The sequence below is a fragment of the Blautia sp. MSK18_10 genome (assembly GCF_020553185.1).
Taxonomy (GTDB): Bacteria; Bacillota; Clostridia; order Lachnospirales; family Lachnospiraceae; genus Blautia_A; species Blautia_A wexlerae.
The window spans coordinates 32,042-49,061 of record NZ_JAJCGT010000025.1; the positions used below are offsets into that span (position 1 = coordinate 32,042).

Below are 17,020 nucleotides of genomic sequence, written 5' to 3' on the forward strand. Positions count from 1 at the left end.
GAGGACGAAGCATGCGTTATTCAGACGATATCATTGAAGAAGTCAGGATGAAGAATGATATTGTAGATGTTGTATCCCAGTATGTGAAGCTGAACAAAAGAGGAAGTACCTATTTTGGACTTTGTCCGTTTCATAATGAGAAAACGCCCTCTTTTTCGGTAACACCGGCGAAGCAGATGTATTACTGCTTCGGATGCGGAGCAGGCGGGAATGTATTTAATTTTGTGATGGAATATGAGAATTATACCTTTGGGGAGGCACTGAAGCATCTGGCAGACAGGGCAGGGGTGCAGCTTCCGAAGATTGAATATTCCGGAGAAGCAAAGAAGAAAGCAGAACGTCGGGCTGCCCTTCTGGAGATCAATAAGCTTGCAGCAGGATATTTCTATTATCAGCTGCGTCGTGAGAGTGGCAGACAGGCACATGAATATCTGACAGGCAGAGGACTCAGTGAGGAGACGATCAGGAAGTTTGGCCTGGGATATTCGGATAAGTACAGTGACGATCTGTACAAATATCTGAAGTCAAAGAATTACAGTGACGAACTGCTGCGGGATTCCGGCCTGTTCAATGTGGATGAACGCAGGGGAATGTATGACAAGTTCTGGAACAGGGTTATTTTCCCGATCATGGATGTGAATAACCGCGTGATCGGATTTGGAGGCAGAGTGATGGGTGACGGAAAGCCGAAGTACCTGAACTCGCCGGAGACTACGATCTTTGATAAAAGCCGGAATCTGTACGGGCTGAATGTTGCAAGAACCACGAGAAAAAATTATTTGATCCTGTGTGAAGGATATATGGATGTGATATCCATGCATCAGGCAGGGTTTACCAATGCGGTGGCATCGCTGGGAACGGCACTTACTTCCGGACATGCAAGTCTGCTGAAGCGTTACACCCAGGAGGTATTGCTTCTGTATGACAGTGATGATGCAGGCGTGAGGGCTGCCCTTCGTGCCATTCCGATCCTGAGGGAAGCAGGTGTTTCTTCGAGGGTGGTAAATCTTAAGCCACATAAAGATCCGGATGAATTTATCAAGGCACTTGGAGCGGAAGAGTTTGAAAAACGTCTGGAGCAGGCTATGGACAGCTTTATGTTCCGCGTACATATGGCAGAGCGGGAATTTCCAATGGAGGAACCCCAGGGACAGAACCGTTTCTTTGAGCGGTGTGCGCAGATGCTTCTGGAGCTTTCCGATGAACTGGAGAGAAATCTTTATATAGAAGCAATCGTAAAGGATTACAGAAGCAGTGGGATTAGTGTGGAGAATCTGAAAAAGAGAGTCGGAGCTCTTGCAATGAAGGGAACTCCGGCAGAGCAGAGAATTCAGCCTAAACCTGTGGGAGCAGGTCAGCAAAAGAAGAAGGAGAGTGCAGCAGAGAAAGCACAGAAGCTGATGCTTACCTGGCTGGTAACTTATCCGGGCATATTTGACACAGTGGAAAAATATATCCAGCCTTCAGATTTCGTGGTTCCTCTGTACAGGCAGGTGGCAGAGATGCTTTACCAGCAGCACAGGGATGGCGATGTGAATCCTGCAAGGCTGATGAATGCTTTCATTGACAGTGAAGAGCAGAGAGAGGTTTCATCTCTTTTTAATGCAACGATCCATCTGGAGACTCCGGAGGAACAGAACCGGGCTTTCTCGGATGCTGTGATCAGGATTAAGGATGAGAGTCTGAAAGAGAGAAACAGAACCTGGGATCCCACAGATATACAGGGACTGCAGGAACTTGTAAAAGCAAAGAAAGAACTGGAAGAGCTTGGAAGAAAGCGGCAGCAGCTGCATATTTCTTTTGAATAAGGATAAAATATAAACACTATATGGAGGTATAGAGCACATATGGAAATGAATATGGGTAAATTCAGTGAAAAACTGGTAGAACTTCTGGAGCTTGCCAAAAAGAAAAAGAATGTACTGGAATACCAGGAAATCAATGACTTCTTTAAGGACCAGCCACTGGGAGTTGAACAGATGGAGAAAGTATTTGACTTTCTGGAAGCCAGTGGAGTGGATGTGCTTAGGATTACAGACAGTAATGCAGATGATATGATCCTGGATGATGACGATGCAGACATTGATAAGCTGGATGAAGAAGAGATTGAGCTTGACAAGATCGATCTTTCTGTTCCTGAAGGTGTAAGCATCGAGGATCCGGTACGTATGTATCTGAAGGAAATTGGTAAGGTTCCGCTTCTTTCAGCAGAAGAGGAAATCGAACTTGCAAAGAGAATGGAGAATGGGGATGAGGCTGCCAAGAAACGTCTGGCAGAAGCAAACCTTCGTCTTGTTGTCAGCATTGCAAAGAGATATGTGGGACGTGGAATGCTTTTCCTTGACCTGATCCAGGAAGGTAACTTAGGTCTGATCAAAGCGGTTGAGAAATTTGATTACCGCAAGGGTTATAAATTCAGTACCTATGCTACATGGTGGATCCGTCAGGCGATCACCAGAGCAATCGCAGACCAGGCACGTACCATCCGTATTCCGGTGCATATGGTTGAGACTATTAACAAACTGATCCGCGTTTCCCGTCAGTTACTGCAGGAGCTTGGACGTGAACCTACGCCGGAAGAAATTGCAAAAGAGATGGATATGTCTGTAGAGCGTGTACGTGAGATCCTTAAGATCTCCCAGGAGCCTGTATCTCTGGAGACACCTATCGGTGAGGAAGAGGACAGCCACCTTGGAGACTTTATTCAGGATGACAATGTACCTGTACCTGCAGATGCAGCAGCATTTACTTTGCTGAAAGAGCAGCTGGTAGAGGTTCTGAGCACATTGACAGACAGAGAGCAGAAAGTATTGCGCCTGCGTTTTGGCCTGGACGATGGACGTGCCAGAACTCTGGAGGAAGTTGGTAAGGAATTTAATGTAACAAGAGAACGTATCCGTCAGATTGAGGCAAAGGCGCTCCGCAAGCTTCGTCATCCGAGCCGCAGCCGTAAACTGAAGGATTATCTGGACTAAGGAGCCTGTTATGCAGCTTTCATTACGTTTGTCTGCAATAGCAGGCCTGGTGACCAGGGGAAACAGACTTGTGGATGTGGGATGCGATCATGGATACCTGCCGGTTTCGCTTTATCTGGATGGAAAGATTCCGGGTGCGATTGCCATGGATGTAAGAAAAGGCCCGTTGTCCAGAGCGCAGGAACATATTTCTCAGTATGGACTGGACGCATACATAGAAACCCGGCTTTCAGACGGACTTGAGGCTTTGAAACCGGGAGAGGGCGACACTCTTGTGATCGCAGGAATGGGCGGCCCTCTCATGGAGAGGATTCTTACTGACGGGGCAGAGGTCAGGGAGAGCTTTCGGGAAATGATCCTGCAGCCTCAGTCAGATATCCCCCATTTTCGCAGATTTGTCAGAAAAATCGGCTGGCAGATCACAGAGGAGGAGATGGTTCTGGAGGATGGCAAGTTTTATCCTATGATGAAGGTAATTCATGGAGAAAAGATGCATATTTCAGAAGATACTCCTTATACTTTAGATGAGTGGTTTGGAGGAATGCTTCTGGAAAGAAAGCATCCTGTTCTGCGGGAGTATCTGGAAAGAGAGCTTCGCATCCGCAATGAGATTCTTGACAGATTAAAGAATGCGCCCAATGCAGAGAAGCGTGCGGGCGAGATAGAGGAGGAAAAGCAGGCAGTTATTGCTGCTTTAGAGGAATATGAAGGCATATGAACTGACCTCCTGGCTGGAGAAGAAGTACCCGTCAGATGCAGCAGAGGACTGGGATAACGTAGGACTTCTCGCAGGAGATGATACAAATGAGATCAGCCACGTGTTTCTGGCTCTGGATCTGACAGAGGAAACACTGGCTGAGGCCATAGAGGATGGGGCAGATATGATCATTACCCATCATCCCATGATCTTTTCCGGAATTAAGAAGATCAATAATCACAGCTTTACAGGAAGAAAGATCCTTACGCTGATACAGAAAGGAATTGTTTATTATGCGATGCATACCAATTATGATGTGCTGGGTATGGCAGATCTGAGTGCAGACTATACGAAGATGCATGATACCACAGTCCTTTCCGTAACTGAAGAGAGAGAGGGAGAAGTACAGGGTTTTGGCAGAGTTGGGAAACTTCCCCGGGAAATGACGCTGAGAGAGTATGCACAGCTTGTCAAAGAGTCTCTGAAGTTAAATGATGTAAAGGTTTATGGGAATCTGGACAGCATGGTAAAATGTGCTGCTGTATGTACAGGATCAGGCAAGAGCATGATCAAGGATGTCATTAAGGCCGGTGCGGATGTGTATGTGACCGGTGATATCGACCACCATACAGGAATTGATACGGTTGCGCAGGGACTGGCGCTGATCGACGCCGGACACTATGGAACAGAATATATTTTTATGGATGCAATGAAAAAAGAACTGACACAGGCATTTCCGGAACTGAAAATCTCCTGTGCAGAGGTAAAGAGCCCGTACACGATTCTGTGATACGGGTTCTTACCATATAATAATGAAATTATAAATGAAAATTGGCTGATCTGCCTGTTGGCAGCGGAGCCGATGTTACTGTTCATACACCACTATCCCGCGAGGTGTTTTGGTATGAATATGCCAAAATCCCGAGACATACAAGCCAAAATTCTATTGCCGCAGGCAATCTGGAATGAATTTTGGCTACGTTACTGAGAACGGAGTGAACAGTAACAATCTGATAACTGTATTTACTTGTCGGTATAGCAGAAATGGAGGCAGGATTTATGGGACAGAAAATGTATAACGTTACGATACAGGGAATAACAAAACAATATCCTGAGAAGATTCCTTACAGTGAGATTGTAAAGGAATACGAAGGAAGTACGGATGCACCTGTAATGCTGGTGATCGTAAATGGCAGGCTGAGAGAACTGCATAAGCATCTCAAGGCAGACTGTGAGATTGAATTTGTGACATCCAAAGATCCGATCGGACACAAAACTTATTGCAGAAGTGCAAGTCTGATTCTTCTGAAAGCAATTTATGATGTGGCAGGGCAGGAAAATATAGACAGTGTAATGATCCATTATTCTGTAGGCAGCGGCTATTATTTTACAATGAAAGGACCTATGGCGCTGGATCAGGAATTTATTGATAAGGTAAAGGCGCAGATGCACAGGATCGTGGACGAGAATCTTCCCATTGTAAAGCGAAGCGTAAGCACTAGTGAGGCAGTTGCACTTTTTCATAAGCATCATATGTATGACAAAGAGAAGCTGTTTAATTACCGCAGAAGCTCTGCGGTGAATCTTTACAGTATTGGAAGTTTTGAGGATTATTTCTACGGTTTTATGGCGAACCATACGGGATATATTAAGACGTTTGATCTGTTTTTGTATGAGGGTGGTTTCGTACTGCAGCTTCCGACTCAGAATGAACCGGACCGGATACCTGAATTTAAACCGAGGGAGAAGATTTTTCGTGTGCAGAAGGAATCTCAGGAATGGGGAGATAAACTGGATATTGCGACAGTTGGTGATCTGAATGAAAAGGTTACCAGAGGCGGTATCCAGGATATTTTGCTGATCCAGGAAGCTATGCAGGAGGCAAAGATTTCGGAAATCGCATCTGAGATTGCCGCAGCCGGAAACAAGAAGTTTGTTATGATCGCAGGTCCGTCTTCTTCCGGAAAGACTACGTTTTCACACAGGCTGTCTATTCAGCTGGCTGCCCATGGAATGAAACCGCATCCGATCGCAGTGGATAATTATTTCATTGACAGGCACCTGACTCCTGTAGATGAGTTTGGGGAAAAGAATTTTGAGTGTCTGGAAGCGATTGATGTGGAGCAGTTTAATAAAGATATGCTTGAGCTTTTGGAAGGAAAAAGGGTAGAGATGCCGGTTTTCAATTTCAAAACAGGAACCAGAGAATATAAAGGTGATTTTCTGCAGCTGGATAAAGACGATATTCTGGTGATCGAGGGAATTCATGGATTGAATGACAGGCTCAGCTATGCGCTGCCAAAGGAGAGCAAATTTAAGATTTATCTCAGCGCTCTGACTCAGCTGAATATTGATGAACATAACAGGATTCCTACTACGGATGGCCGTCTGATTCGCAGAATTGTAAGAGATGCCCGCACCAGAGGGACTTCCGCAAAAGAGACAATTGCAAGATGGCCGTCTGTGCGCAGAGGTGAAGAACAGAATATCTTTCCGTTCCAGGAGGATGCAGATGTAATGTTTAATTCTGCGCTGATCTATGAACTGGCATGTCTGAAAGTATATGCGGAACCGCTTTTGTTTGGGATTGCCAAGGACGAACCAGAGTATACAGAGGCGAAGAGGCTGCTGAAGTTCTTTGAATATTTTGTTCCGGTGCCAAGCGAGGCAGTACCGAATAATTCGATTTTAAGAGAATTTATCGGTGGAAGCTGCTTTAATGTGTAAAATACTAGTACAGCGTTTCGTAAATAACTATACCAATCGCGTAGGATGCGGATTCGAGTGTGCTGGTATAAAAACGCAGGCGTAGCGGGCTACGCTGAGGCTTTTAGACCTGTGCAATCGGATTCGCAGACAAGTGAGTGGTATAGTTATTTCGAAAACGATGTACTAGAATGAAAGTTACTGTTCACACGCCACTATCCCGCGAGGTGTTTTGGCATGAATATGCCAAAATCCCGAGACATACAAGCCAAAATTCCATTGCCGCAGGCAATTTGAAATGAATTTTGGCAACGTTACTGAGAACGGAGTGAACAGTAATGAATGAAATTTCTTTACAAGTGCAAAAAAACGTGCTAGAATAGCACTTGCGCAACCAGGCCAGGTAATCGCGGCTGAACAGACGAAAGGGTTCAGACGAGGAAAGTCCGGGCTTCGCAGGGCAGGATGCCGGATAACGTCCGGTGGAGGTGACTCCCAGACCAGTGCAACAGAAATAAACCGCCTCACTTGCTGAGGTAAGGGTGGAAAGGCAGTGTAAGAGACTACCGCCGTCCTGGTAACAGGCCGGGCACATGTAAACTCCATTCGAAGCAAGACCGAATAGAAAGCGATACGGCTGCCCGTCGTGCTTTCAGGTGGGTCGCTTGAGCCTTATGGCAACGTAAGGCCTAGACAGATGATTACCCAATGACATAACCCGGCTTATCGGTCTGATTGCGTACAAAAAAACAGAACGGATTTCTTCCGTTCTGTTTTTTTGATATTTGTTTTATTATTTATTGCGTTTACCTGTATATTTCTCTTCGCAGTATTTACATCTGTAAACTTCTTTCTCTTTATCTGCAAGAACAAAGATCTGGTCGAGTCCCTGTTCAATGGAAGTGATGCAGCGTGGATTCTTGCATTTGATCACGTTGACAACCTGATTCGGAAGTTTCAGTTCTTTTTTGGCAACGATCTTCTCGTCCTTGATTACGTTTACAGTAATGTTATGATCGATAAAGCCGAGAATGTCAAGATCAAGATTCTCAACCGGGCATTCAACCTTGATGATATCTTTCTTACCCATTTTGTTGCTGCGCGCGTTCTTGATGATGGCAACGGTGCAGTCAAGTTTATCAAGCTTCAGATCATGATAGATAGTCATGGCCTTGCCTGCTTTGATATGGTCTAATACATAACCTTCGCGAAGTGCTCCAACATTTAACATGGTAATTTTACCTCCAGTAATGTGAGAATCAGGGCCATACGTACATATACACCGTACTGTGCCTGTTTGAAATAAGCTGCTCTCGGGTCTGCATCCACCTCTGTTGAGATTTCATTTACACGTGGAAGCGGATGAAGAATGTACATGTCTTTTTTTGCAAGTTCCATTTTCTGTTTGTCCAGAATGTAGAAATCCTTCATGCGGACATAGTCTTCTTCGTTGAAGAAACGTTCTTTCTGTACACGTGTCATGTAGAGGATATCAAGATCCGGTAAGGCATCTTCCAGTCTCTCTACTTCCTGAAATTCGATATTGTTCTTTTTCAGAACATCCTCGCGGATATAGCTTGGGATGCGAAGCTCTTCCGGTGAGATCAGAATGAATTTTACATTTGTGTAACGTACAAGTGCTTCGATCAGGGAGTGAACTGTACGTCCGAATTTCAGGTCGCCGCACAGACCAATGGTCAGATTGTCCAGACGTCCTTTCAGGGAACGGATGGTAAGTAAGTCGGTTAATGTCTGGGTAGGATGTTGATGACCACCGTCGCCGGCGTTGATAACAGGAATAGAAGAAGCCATAGAAGCTACTAACGGAGCACCTTCTTTCGGGTGACGCATAGCACAGATGTCAGCGTAACAGGATACAACGCGGATTGTATCGGCAACACTTTCACCCTTTGAAGCGGAACTGGAATCAGCTGATGAAAAACCAAGAACTTTACCGCCAAGGTTCATCATAGCAGCTTCAAAGCTGAGACGGGTACGGGTGCTTGGCTCATAGAATAAAGTTGCAAGTCTCTTGTCGTCACAGACATGTGCGTATTTATCAGGGTGTTTCTCAATATCGCTGGCCAAGTCAAGAAGAGTATTTAACTCATCAACAGACAGATCCAGCGGACTCATTAAGTGTCTCATTTCATACCTCCATATTTTACTGGTTCAGGAATTTTTATTTAATCCTTCATAACATCATATAATAATCAGGTGCTTTTTTCAAGAGAGTTTTCCAAGTATTTTCTCAAAAAAAAGTCCGGCTCCGAACCAGAGGGGAGCGTAGTCCGGTCTTATCAGTCCCCGGTAATTCAGGGGAGTGTTGCTGTAGTCCCAGGGACACATATGAAAACAGCGCAAAAGAGCACCGCTGATAAATTCCACGAAGAAAAATCCGACAGTATAAATGCAGCCGCGGACAAAAAGCGGGACAGCAGAAAGTTTACCGGAGAGCGGGCGGATGATGGCACCGCATCCGTAAATGGGAAACATTAAAAGGGAAGTTTTTCCTGTCATGGTAAGTTCTCCTGAAAGGATGGAATGCAGTCCGGTCCAGAGGATTTCCATGCACCAGCCCGTCAGACCGCAGAGAATGAAAGCTTTTTTCATAGGTAACGCTCCTGTATAAATTTCTATGATTCTAGTATTGCCTGCCTTGAAAAAAACATACACGTAGGATATAATGAGAACACGTTATTACACTATAGCAATGAGGTGCCTTATGCGCAAAAGGAACGTGTGGAGGGGATCTCATGGAAATAAGAGGAGTTTATTATGAATTATCAGGAAAGCCGGGAGTACATAGACAAAATCACCCGGGAAATTCCCAGTGTCCTGGGACTGGAGCATATGCGTGAGCTGATGAAACGTCTTGGAAATCCACAGGATGATCTGAAATATGTGCATGTAGCCGGTACCAATGGCAAGGGTTCTGTCATTGCTTTTTTGTATTCTGCTTTATCAGGTGCGAGATATCGCATTGGAAGATATGTTTCGCCTACCCTGTATTCTTACAGAGGCAGGATGGAAGTTTCGGGAAGCAGGATCAGCAGAGAGGACTTTGCTGCTTATATTACACAGGTGTCTGATGTTATTGCTGCTATGACAAAGGATGGTTATCCCCATCCCACTGCATTTGAAATAGAGACTGCGGTGGCATTTCTGTTCTTTAAAAAAGAGAATTGTGATCTCGTTTTGCTGGAAGTGGGAATGGGCGGAAATCTGGACGCCACAAATATTATTAAGAATACGCTGCTGGCAGTGCTGGTATCGATCAGTATGGATCATATGTCTTTTCTTGGAAATACTCTGGCACAGATCGCAGAGAAGAAAGCCGGGATCATCAAAGACGGCTGCAGAGTGGTGACTGCCAGACAGAAGCCGGAAGCAATGCAGGTGATCGAGAGAATCAGCAGAGAACATGGTGCAAAATGTACCATAGCAGATGCTTCTGAGGCAGAGATGTTAAAGGAAAGCTGCCTTGGACAGACAATCCGGTACAGGGGTGAAGAGTATGAGATTCCGCTGGCAGGTGTTTATCAGAAGGAAAATGCAGTAGTTGCGCTGAATGCTTTAAAAGTATTGGATGAGCTGGGCTTTCCCACTGCTGCGGAGCAGAAAAAAGAAGGGCTTCGCACAGTAAACTGGAACGGACGGTTTACAGTTATCTGTAAAAAACCGCTGTTTGTGGTAGACGGGGCTCATAATCCTGCTGCTGCGGATATGATGGCAGCTTCAATAGAGCATTATTTTAAGGGAAAACGGATCATCTATATTATGGGAGTGTTTGCAGATAAGGATTACAGAAGTGTGATTCAGAAAACTGCGCACTTTGCAGACCGGATACTTACGATCCAGACTCCGAATAATATAAGGGCGCTGCCTGCCGGAGAGCTGGCGAAGACTGTCAGTGAATACAATCCCAATGTACAGGCAATGGATACGATTAAAGATGCAGTGGAGGAGGCTTTTTCACTTGCCGGGGAACAGGATGTGATCATTGCCTTTGGCTCTCTTTCCTTTATCGGAGAGATGACTGACATTGTAGAGAATTTGTGAAAGTAAAAAGGTACAACATAAATGATAGATTTACAGGAATGCAGAAATGAAATAGATAAGATCGACAGCGATATCATACGTCTTTTTGAACAGAGAATGAAGGTGTGTGAGGATGTTGCAGAATATAAGATACGAACAGGAAAGAAGGTTCTGGATCCGGAAAGAGAGAGACAGAAGCTGGAGGTCCTGAGAGGTAAGGCACATGGAGAATTTAATCAGCTTGGTGCGCAGGAGCTTTTTCAGCAGATCATGGCGATCAGCCGTAAGAGACAGTATCAGCTTCTCACAGAGCATGGAATCGAGGATGATGAGAAACTGGAAATGGTAGATGCACTTCCGTTGAAAGATGTAAGAGTTGTCTTTCAGGGTGTGGAAGGTGCATACAGTTATGCTGCAATGAGGGAATATTTCCAGGACGATATTGAGAGCTTTCATGTAAAAACCTGGCGCGATGCAATGGAAGCAGTTGTGGAGGGAAGAGCAGACTATGCGGTACTTCCCATTGAGAATACAACTGCCGGTATTGTTGCTGATATTTATGATCTTCTTACAGAGTATGAGCTTAGCATTGTAGGAGAACAGATCATCCGTCCGGAGCATGTACTTCTGGGACTGCCGGATGCTGAACTGGAGGATATCAGACAGGTATGTTCTCATCCTCAGGCACTTTCCCAGTGTGGAAAATATCTGGAATCTCATCCGGACTGGAAGAAGAAAGAGATGGAAAATACTGCCGGTTCTGCCAAGAAGATAAAAGAAGACAATGACAAGACGCAGGCAGCTATTGCCAGCAGACAGGCAGGAGAGCTTTACGGACTGAAGATCCTGGCTGAGAATATCTGCTATAACGGACAGAATGCCACACGTTTTGTGATCGTGAGTAAGAAACCGATCTATGTGAAGGATGCACATAAGATCAGTATTTTCTTTGAACTGCATCATGAGAGCGGAACTCTTTACAATATGTTGTCTCACATTATTTATAATGGACTGAATATGACGAAGATTGAATCCCGCCCGATCACAGGGAAGAACTGGCAGTACCGTTTTTTTGTTGATTTCGAGGGAAATTTAAAGGACAGTGCAGTGAAGAATGCCCTGAGAGGAATTGAGGCAGAAGCTGACAGAATGAGAATTTTGGGAAATTATTAAAAATCATTTCCATAATGCCAGAGCGTGTTTGAAAAATCATTTCCACAATCTGCACGTCCCACTTTGCGGTATATTTTGCGTAAAGCATTTTTCAAACACACTCTGGTACATCGTTTTCGAAATAATTATACCACTCACAGCAGAACAATAAGATAAAACAACAAGGTAAGAAGGAAGTAATAAAAATGGCTAGATTAAATGAATGCATCTTATACCGTGACTTTGAACATGGAGAAATCCTTGATAAAATGGCAGAACTGATGAATGCCTGGGAACAGAAAGCACCTGATCTGAAAGAAAAGGAAGGGCTGTTCTTTGAGTGTGCCAACGGACTGGTGGAAACTGCCGGCGCTTATGGCTTTTCCGGAAATTTATGGCACTGTTATCTGACATTTCTTCTGGTAAATAATGAAAATGCATTCAGTACAGCCTGTGAGATCAGAGGGGCTGTCAACGGAAGTATTAATGAACTGGCACTGAATGATTTCGGTGTGTTTAAAGAACTGTATGACTTTGACCTGACTGTACTGGATGAGGCATTTGGAATTTCCTGCTGTAAGGTTCTCGGTGATTATACCAACACCGGAAGTAACAGCAAGATGTTTAATTCCCGTATCAGAGACCGTATCTGTAATCTGAGCAAAACGCTGGCAGCAGCGGAGTCCACAGAGGAATTCATGAAGGATATGGTACAGTTTTATAAGGATTTTGGTGTGGGTAAGCTGGGATTACATAAGGCCTTTCGTGTAGGCCATGATGAGAATGATAATGTGGAGATCCAGCCGATCACAAGGATCGCTCATGTGAAACTGGAAGACCTAGTCGGATATGAAATCCCGAAGCAGAAACTGATCGAGAATACAGAAGCTTTCGTAAGAGGCAGAAAGGCAAACAACTGTCTGCTTTTTGGTGATGCGGGTACAGGTAAATCCTCAAGTATCAAGGGAATCCTGAACCGTTATTATGATGAGGGACTTCGTATTATCGAGGTGTATAAGCATCAGTTTCAGGATCTGAATGATGTGATCGCCCAGATCAAGAACAGAAACTATAAATTCATTATCTATATGGATGATCTGTCATTCGAGGAATTTGAAATCGAATATAAATATCTGAAGGCAGTGATCGAGGGTGGTCTGGAGAAGAAGCCGGACAATATCCTGATCTATGCAACAAGTAACAGAAGACATCTGGTAAGAGAGAAATCCAGTGACAAGCTGGAGATCATGGATGATGACGATCTGCATTCCTCCGATACAGTGCAGGAGAAGCTTTCACTGGTTTATCGTTTTGGTGTCCGTATTTATTATGGTGCACCGAGCAAAAAAGAATTCCAGACAATTGTGAAAGCTCTCGCAGAGAGAAACGGAATTACCATGCCGGAGGACGAATTGCTTCTGGAAGCAAATAAGTGGGAGCTTTCCCATGGAGGACTTACAGGACGAACTGCACAGCAGTTTATCGACCATCTGCTGGGTGTGGAGAAGGAATAAAAAAGCAAATAGATGAATGGTAAAGGGGGAACGCATATGGCAGTCATGACATTTGCAGCCATTGATATCGGATCTTATGAAGTCAGCATGAAGATCTTTGAGATGTCAAAAAGAATTGGTTTTCGTGAACTGAATGATGTCAGATACAGTCTGGAAATCGGAAAGGGTGTCTATTCTGACGGAAAGATTGACTCAGAAATGCTGAATGTTTTATGTGAGGTGCTGAATGACTTTAAGAGGCTGATGCAGGACTTTGGGGTGGAAGAGTATCGTGTCTGCGGCACCAGTGCATTCAGGGAACTTGTGAATCCGCTGCTGATCATTGAACAGATCTATCAGCGTACAGGAATGAAAATAGAAATATTAAGCAGTGCAGAACAGCATTTCCTTGGGTACAAATCAATTGCTGCCATAGAAAAGGGATTCAAAAAGATGATCCAGAAAGGCACCGCGATCCTGGATGTGGGCGGCGGCAGCCTTCAGGTTTCACTCTTTGACAAGGATGCCCTGGTCACTACCCAGGGACTTAAAATGGGAAGTTTAAGAATCCGCCAGCGTCTGCAGGAACTGGAGAAAACAACCATTCATTATGACAAGCTGGTTGAGGAATTTATCCGAAATGACCTGATGAGCTTTCAGCGTCTGTATCTGAAGGATAAGGAGATCAGGAATGTGATCCTGATGGGAGATTTTATTACAGATATGATCTTCCAGGAGGAAATGGAAGACAGGATCATTACAAGGGAAGAATTTATGAAACGCTATGAGGATACAGTTGGAAAATCTGTTGACCTGCTGGCACAGGAGATGGAGATTGATCCGGAATATGCATCCCTTGTTGTGCCGACCATGGTAGTGTGCAGAAATTTTATTGATATTTTCAATGCAGAGTCTCTCTGGGCACCAGGTGTTTCCCTGCTGGATGGAATTGCCTATGATTTTGCAGAGAAGAAAAAATTTCTCAAAAGTGTCCACAATTTTGAGAATGACATTCTGGTTACATCAAAGAACATTGCAAAACGCTATTCCAGCAGTAAGAGCCATATCCAGGGAACTATGAATCTTTGCCTGAATATCTTTGACAGTATGAAGAAAGTTCATGGTATGGGAGCAAGAGAACGTCTGTTATTGCAGATTGCGGCACTGCTTCATGACTGTGGCAAATATATCAGTATGGAAAAGGTTTCCGAGTGTTCCTATCAGATCATTATGTCTACAGATATCATTGGGCTGTCCTTTCTGGAACGCCAGATGATCGCATGTGCGGTCAGATTCAATAATTCTGCGTTTGTTTATTATGATGAACTTTACAGTATGGGAATCGCTATTGACAGAGAGAGCTATATCAAGGTGGCAAAGATGACTGCAATCCTTCGCCTGGCAAATGCCATGGACAGAAGTCATTATCAGAAAGTAAAAGGAATCAAAGCAGTGCTCAAAGACAGAGAACTGCAGATGATCGTGGATTCTGCACAGGACATTTCCCTGGAACTGGGACTGCTGAAAGATAAAGAGGCATTTTTTGAAGAAGTATTTGGCATTCGTCTGGTTCTCAGACGCAAGGGCAGAGCGTAAAGGAGGATGAACTTATGGACTTTGAAAAATTTGAAAAGAAAGAATATTTCGTGAATCGCGAGCTGAGCTGGCTCAAATTTGATGAGCGTGTTCTGAGTGAAGCAAGAGATAAAAATCTTCCTTTGTTTGACAGACTGAAGTTCTTAAGCATTACTGCATCCAATCTGGATGAATTCTTTATGGTGCGTGTGGCGTCTCTTAAGGATCAGGTACATGCAGGATATCATAAAACAGACATTGCAGGAATGACAGCCAAGGAGCAGTTAAAAGAAATCAGTGTCCGTACCCATGAACTGGTTCATGTACAGTATAATACACTGAACCGTTCTCTGATCCCTGCGCTTGAGAAAGCCGGAATGCACCTGGTGGCAGCCCATGAGAATCTTACAGAAGCACAGAGTGTATTTGTAGACAGATACTTTGAGGATAATGTATATCCGGTACTTACACCGATGGCGATGGATTCTTCCAGACCGTTTCCGTTGATCAGAAACAAGACATTAAATATCGGTGCTCTGATCTCCAAGAAGGAGAAGAGTGATAAACTCAACAAAAAGGATAAAACAGGAGAACTTCTGTTTGCTACAGTGCAGGTTCCGTCTGTGCTTCCAAGGGTGGTGCAGATTCCGTCAAAGAAGGATGGAGATACCACAGTGATCCTGCTGGAAGAGATTATTGAAAGAAATATTGACAAACTTTTCCTGAGTTATGATGTGATATGTGCCCATCCTTACCGTATTATGCGTAATGCGGATCTTACTATTGATGAAGATGAGGCAGAGGATCTGCTGGTGGAGATCCAGCGTCAGTTAAAGAAACGTCAGTGGGGTGAGGTTATCCGTCTGGAAGTAGAGGATAAGATGGATGAACGTCTGCTGAAGATCCTGAAGACGGAATTTGATATCAAAGAGGCAGATATTTTTGAGATAAACGGACCTCTGGATCTTACCATGCTTATGAAAGTATATGGCACAGATGGTTTTGACGCTTATAAGACACCGAGGTATCAGCCGGCACCTGTACCGGAATTTCAGAATGAGAAGGATATTTTTCAGGTGATACGTGAGGGCGATGTATTTCTGCATCATCCTTATATGAGTTTCAATCCTGTTGTAAATTTCGTGCGTCAGTCAGCAAAGGATCCGGATGTTCTGGCTATTAAACAGACTCTGTATCGTGTCAGCGGCAATTCACCGATCATTGCTGCTCTTGCACAGGCAGCAGAGAATGGCAAGCAGGTTTCCGTACTGGTAGAGCTGAAAGCCCGTTTTGATGAAGAGAATAATATTGTATGGGCGAAGAAACTGGAGAAAGCAGGATGTCATGTAATCTATGGGCTGGTAGGCCTTAAGACACACAGTAAGATCACACTGGTTGTGCGCAGGGAAGAGACAGGAATTCGCCGTTATGTGCATCTGGCAACCGGAAACTACAATGATTCCACTGCAAAACTCTATACAGACTGTGGTATCTTTACCTGCGATGAACGTTTCGGTGAAGATGCAACAGCAGTATTTAACATGCTTTCCGGATATTCTGAACCGAAGAGCTGGAATAAGCTGATCGTAGCACCAATCTGGATGAAAGACAGATTCTTAAGCCTGATCGAACGTGAGGCAGAGAATGCGAAGAAAGGACTTCCGGCGTTGATCCGCGCAAAGATGAATTCTCTCTGTGATCCGAAGATTATTGCAGGATTGTATTATGCATCTTCCTGCGGAGTTCAGGTGGAGCTTCTGGTAAGGGGTATCTGTTGTCTGAAAGTAGGAGTGCCGGGAATCAGTGAGAATATTCATGTCCGTTCTATTGTAGGAGAATTTTTGGAGCATAGCCGTATTTTCTATTTTGAAAACGGCGGAAATCCGGAAATCTATATGGGAAGTGCGGACTGGATGCCGCGTAACCTTGACCGCAGGGTAGAGATTGTTTTCCCTGTGGAAGATGAGAAGATTAAGAAAGAGCTGGAGCATGTACTTGATCTGGAGTTTAAGGATAATGTAAAAGCTCATATCCTGCAGCCGGATGGAACTTATGTGAAGCCGGATAAACGAGGCAAAGCCCAGATTAACTCTCAGATGGAATTCTGTATTGAGGCAACTGAGAAAGCAGCACTTCATAAACACGAAGAAAAGAAATCCCGCGTATTCATTCCGGCAGAGCCTGCGGAGGATATAGAGGAATAAGAAACAGTCAGAAACAGAAATAAATAACTGGGAAATGCCATGGAAAGCGGTGGAGCTGCCATGGCATTTCTTCTCTGGGACAAAAAATACCCCTTTTTTGTGGTAAAAGCCGCGTAAATACACAATGTCATTAACTTTAGCAAAAAGCAGAAATCGTAAGTATTTATAAAACTATGA

Annotated in this window: 13 protein-coding genes, 1 other RNA gene and 1 pseudogene; 11 read left to right on the forward strand and 4 right to left on the reverse strand. The window is 44.3% G+C overall.

Annotated elements, in window-relative coordinates:
- Positions 1-11: 11 nt before the first annotated feature.
- From dnaG to rnpB, 6 genes are all read left to right on the forward strand, one after another.
- On the forward strand, positions 12-1,808 hold the full coding sequence (gene dnaG, locus LI074_RS11110) for a DNA primase (protein WP_055053826.1): 1,797 nt from the start codon (positions 12-14) through the stop codon (positions 1,806-1,808).
- A 39-nt stretch (positions 1,809-1,847) separates the two neighbouring features.
- Positions 1,848-2,975, forward strand: coding sequence for an RNA polymerase sigma factor RpoD (rpoD, locus tag LI074_RS11115; RefSeq protein WP_008707631.1), 1,128 nt, complete (start codon positions 1,848-1,850; stop codon positions 2,973-2,975).
- Between the two features lie 10 nt (positions 2,976-2,985).
- Positions 2,986-3,693 (forward strand): tRNA (adenine(22)-N(1))-methyltransferase, encoded by a 708-nt coding sequence (locus LI074_RS11120; protein WP_008707630.1) that lies wholly within the window; start codon positions 2,986-2,988, stop codon positions 3,691-3,693.
- Positions 3,680-4,462, forward strand: a complete 783-nt coding sequence (locus tag LI074_RS11125; RefSeq protein WP_008707629.1) for a Nif3-like dinuclear metal center hexameric protein — start codon at positions 3,680-3,682, stop codon at positions 4,460-4,462. Before LI074_RS11120 ends, LI074_RS11125 begins: the two co-directional genes overlap by 14 nt.
- Positions 4,463-4,731: 269 nt before the next feature.
- A complete protein-coding gene (locus LI074_RS11130; RefSeq protein ID WP_008707628.1) occupies positions 4,732-6,399 on the forward strand; it encodes a nucleoside kinase in 1,668 nt (555 codons plus the stop codon).
- A 370-nt stretch (positions 6,400-6,769) separates the two neighbouring features.
- Positions 6,770-7,120, forward strand: an RNA gene (gene rnpB, locus LI074_RS11135) — RNase P RNA component class A.
- Positions 7,121-7,171: 51 nt separating this feature from the next.
- Here rnpB and LI074_RS11140 read toward each other — a convergent pair.
- From LI074_RS11140 to LI074_RS11150, 3 genes are all read right to left on the reverse strand, one after another.
- A complete protein-coding gene (locus LI074_RS11140) occupies positions 7,172-7,609 on the reverse strand; it encodes an aspartate carbamoyltransferase regulatory subunit (protein WP_008707627.1) in 438 nt (145 codons plus the stop codon).
- Positions 7,603-8,526, reverse strand: coding sequence for an aspartate carbamoyltransferase (pyrB, locus tag LI074_RS11145; protein ID WP_020993668.1), 924 nt, complete (start codon positions 8,524-8,526; stop codon positions 7,603-7,605). Before pyrB ends, LI074_RS11140 begins: the two co-directional genes overlap by 7 nt.
- Positions 8,527-8,604: 78 nt before the next feature.
- The gene (locus LI074_RS11150) at positions 8,605-8,991 is read right to left on the reverse strand and encodes a putative ABC transporter permease (RefSeq protein WP_008707623.1); all 387 of its coding nucleotides are present in this window, start codon (positions 8,989-8,991) and stop codon (positions 8,605-8,607) included.
- Positions 8,992-9,156: 165 nt separating this feature from the next.
- On the opposite strand from LI074_RS11150, the gene LI074_RS11155 reads away from it, so the two are divergent.
- On the forward strand, positions 9,157-10,440 hold the full coding sequence (locus LI074_RS11155) for a bifunctional folylpolyglutamate synthase/dihydrofolate synthase (RefSeq protein ID WP_173698191.1): 1,284 nt from the start codon (positions 9,157-9,159) through the stop codon (positions 10,438-10,440).
- Between the two features lie 21 nt (positions 10,441-10,461).
- Entirely contained in the window at positions 10,462-11,592 is a 1,131-nt protein-coding gene (gene pheA / locus LI074_RS11160; RefSeq protein WP_008707620.1) for a prephenate dehydratase, read from the forward strand.
- 19 nt (positions 11,593-11,611) lie between these two features.
- Here the strand turns inward: pheA and LI074_RS18180 are convergent.
- Positions 11,612-11,680: pseudogene (locus tag LI074_RS18180) on the reverse strand (DUF6783 domain-containing protein); the annotation flags it as partial.
- 97 nt (positions 11,681-11,777) lie between these two features.
- Here LI074_RS18180 and LI074_RS11165 point away from each other — a divergent pair.
- Genes LI074_RS11165 through LI074_RS11175 form a run of 3 tightly spaced genes read left to right on the forward strand, consistent with a single transcriptional unit; the run spans position 11,778 to position 16,843 of the window.
- Positions 11,778-13,085, forward strand: a complete 1,308-nt coding sequence (locus LI074_RS11165) for an ATP-binding protein (RefSeq protein WP_173698192.1) — start codon at positions 11,778-11,780, stop codon at positions 13,083-13,085.
- Between the two features lie 36 nt (positions 13,086-13,121).
- Positions 13,122-14,660, forward strand: coding sequence for a Ppx/GppA phosphatase family protein (locus LI074_RS11170; protein WP_173698193.1), 1,539 nt, complete (start codon positions 13,122-13,124; stop codon positions 14,658-14,660).
- A 14-nt stretch (positions 14,661-14,674) separates the two neighbouring features.
- A complete protein-coding gene (locus LI074_RS11175) occupies positions 14,675-16,843 on the forward strand; it encodes an RNA degradosome polyphosphate kinase (RefSeq protein WP_173698194.1) in 2,169 nt (722 codons plus the stop codon).
- Positions 16,844-17,020: the final 177 nt, after the last annotated feature.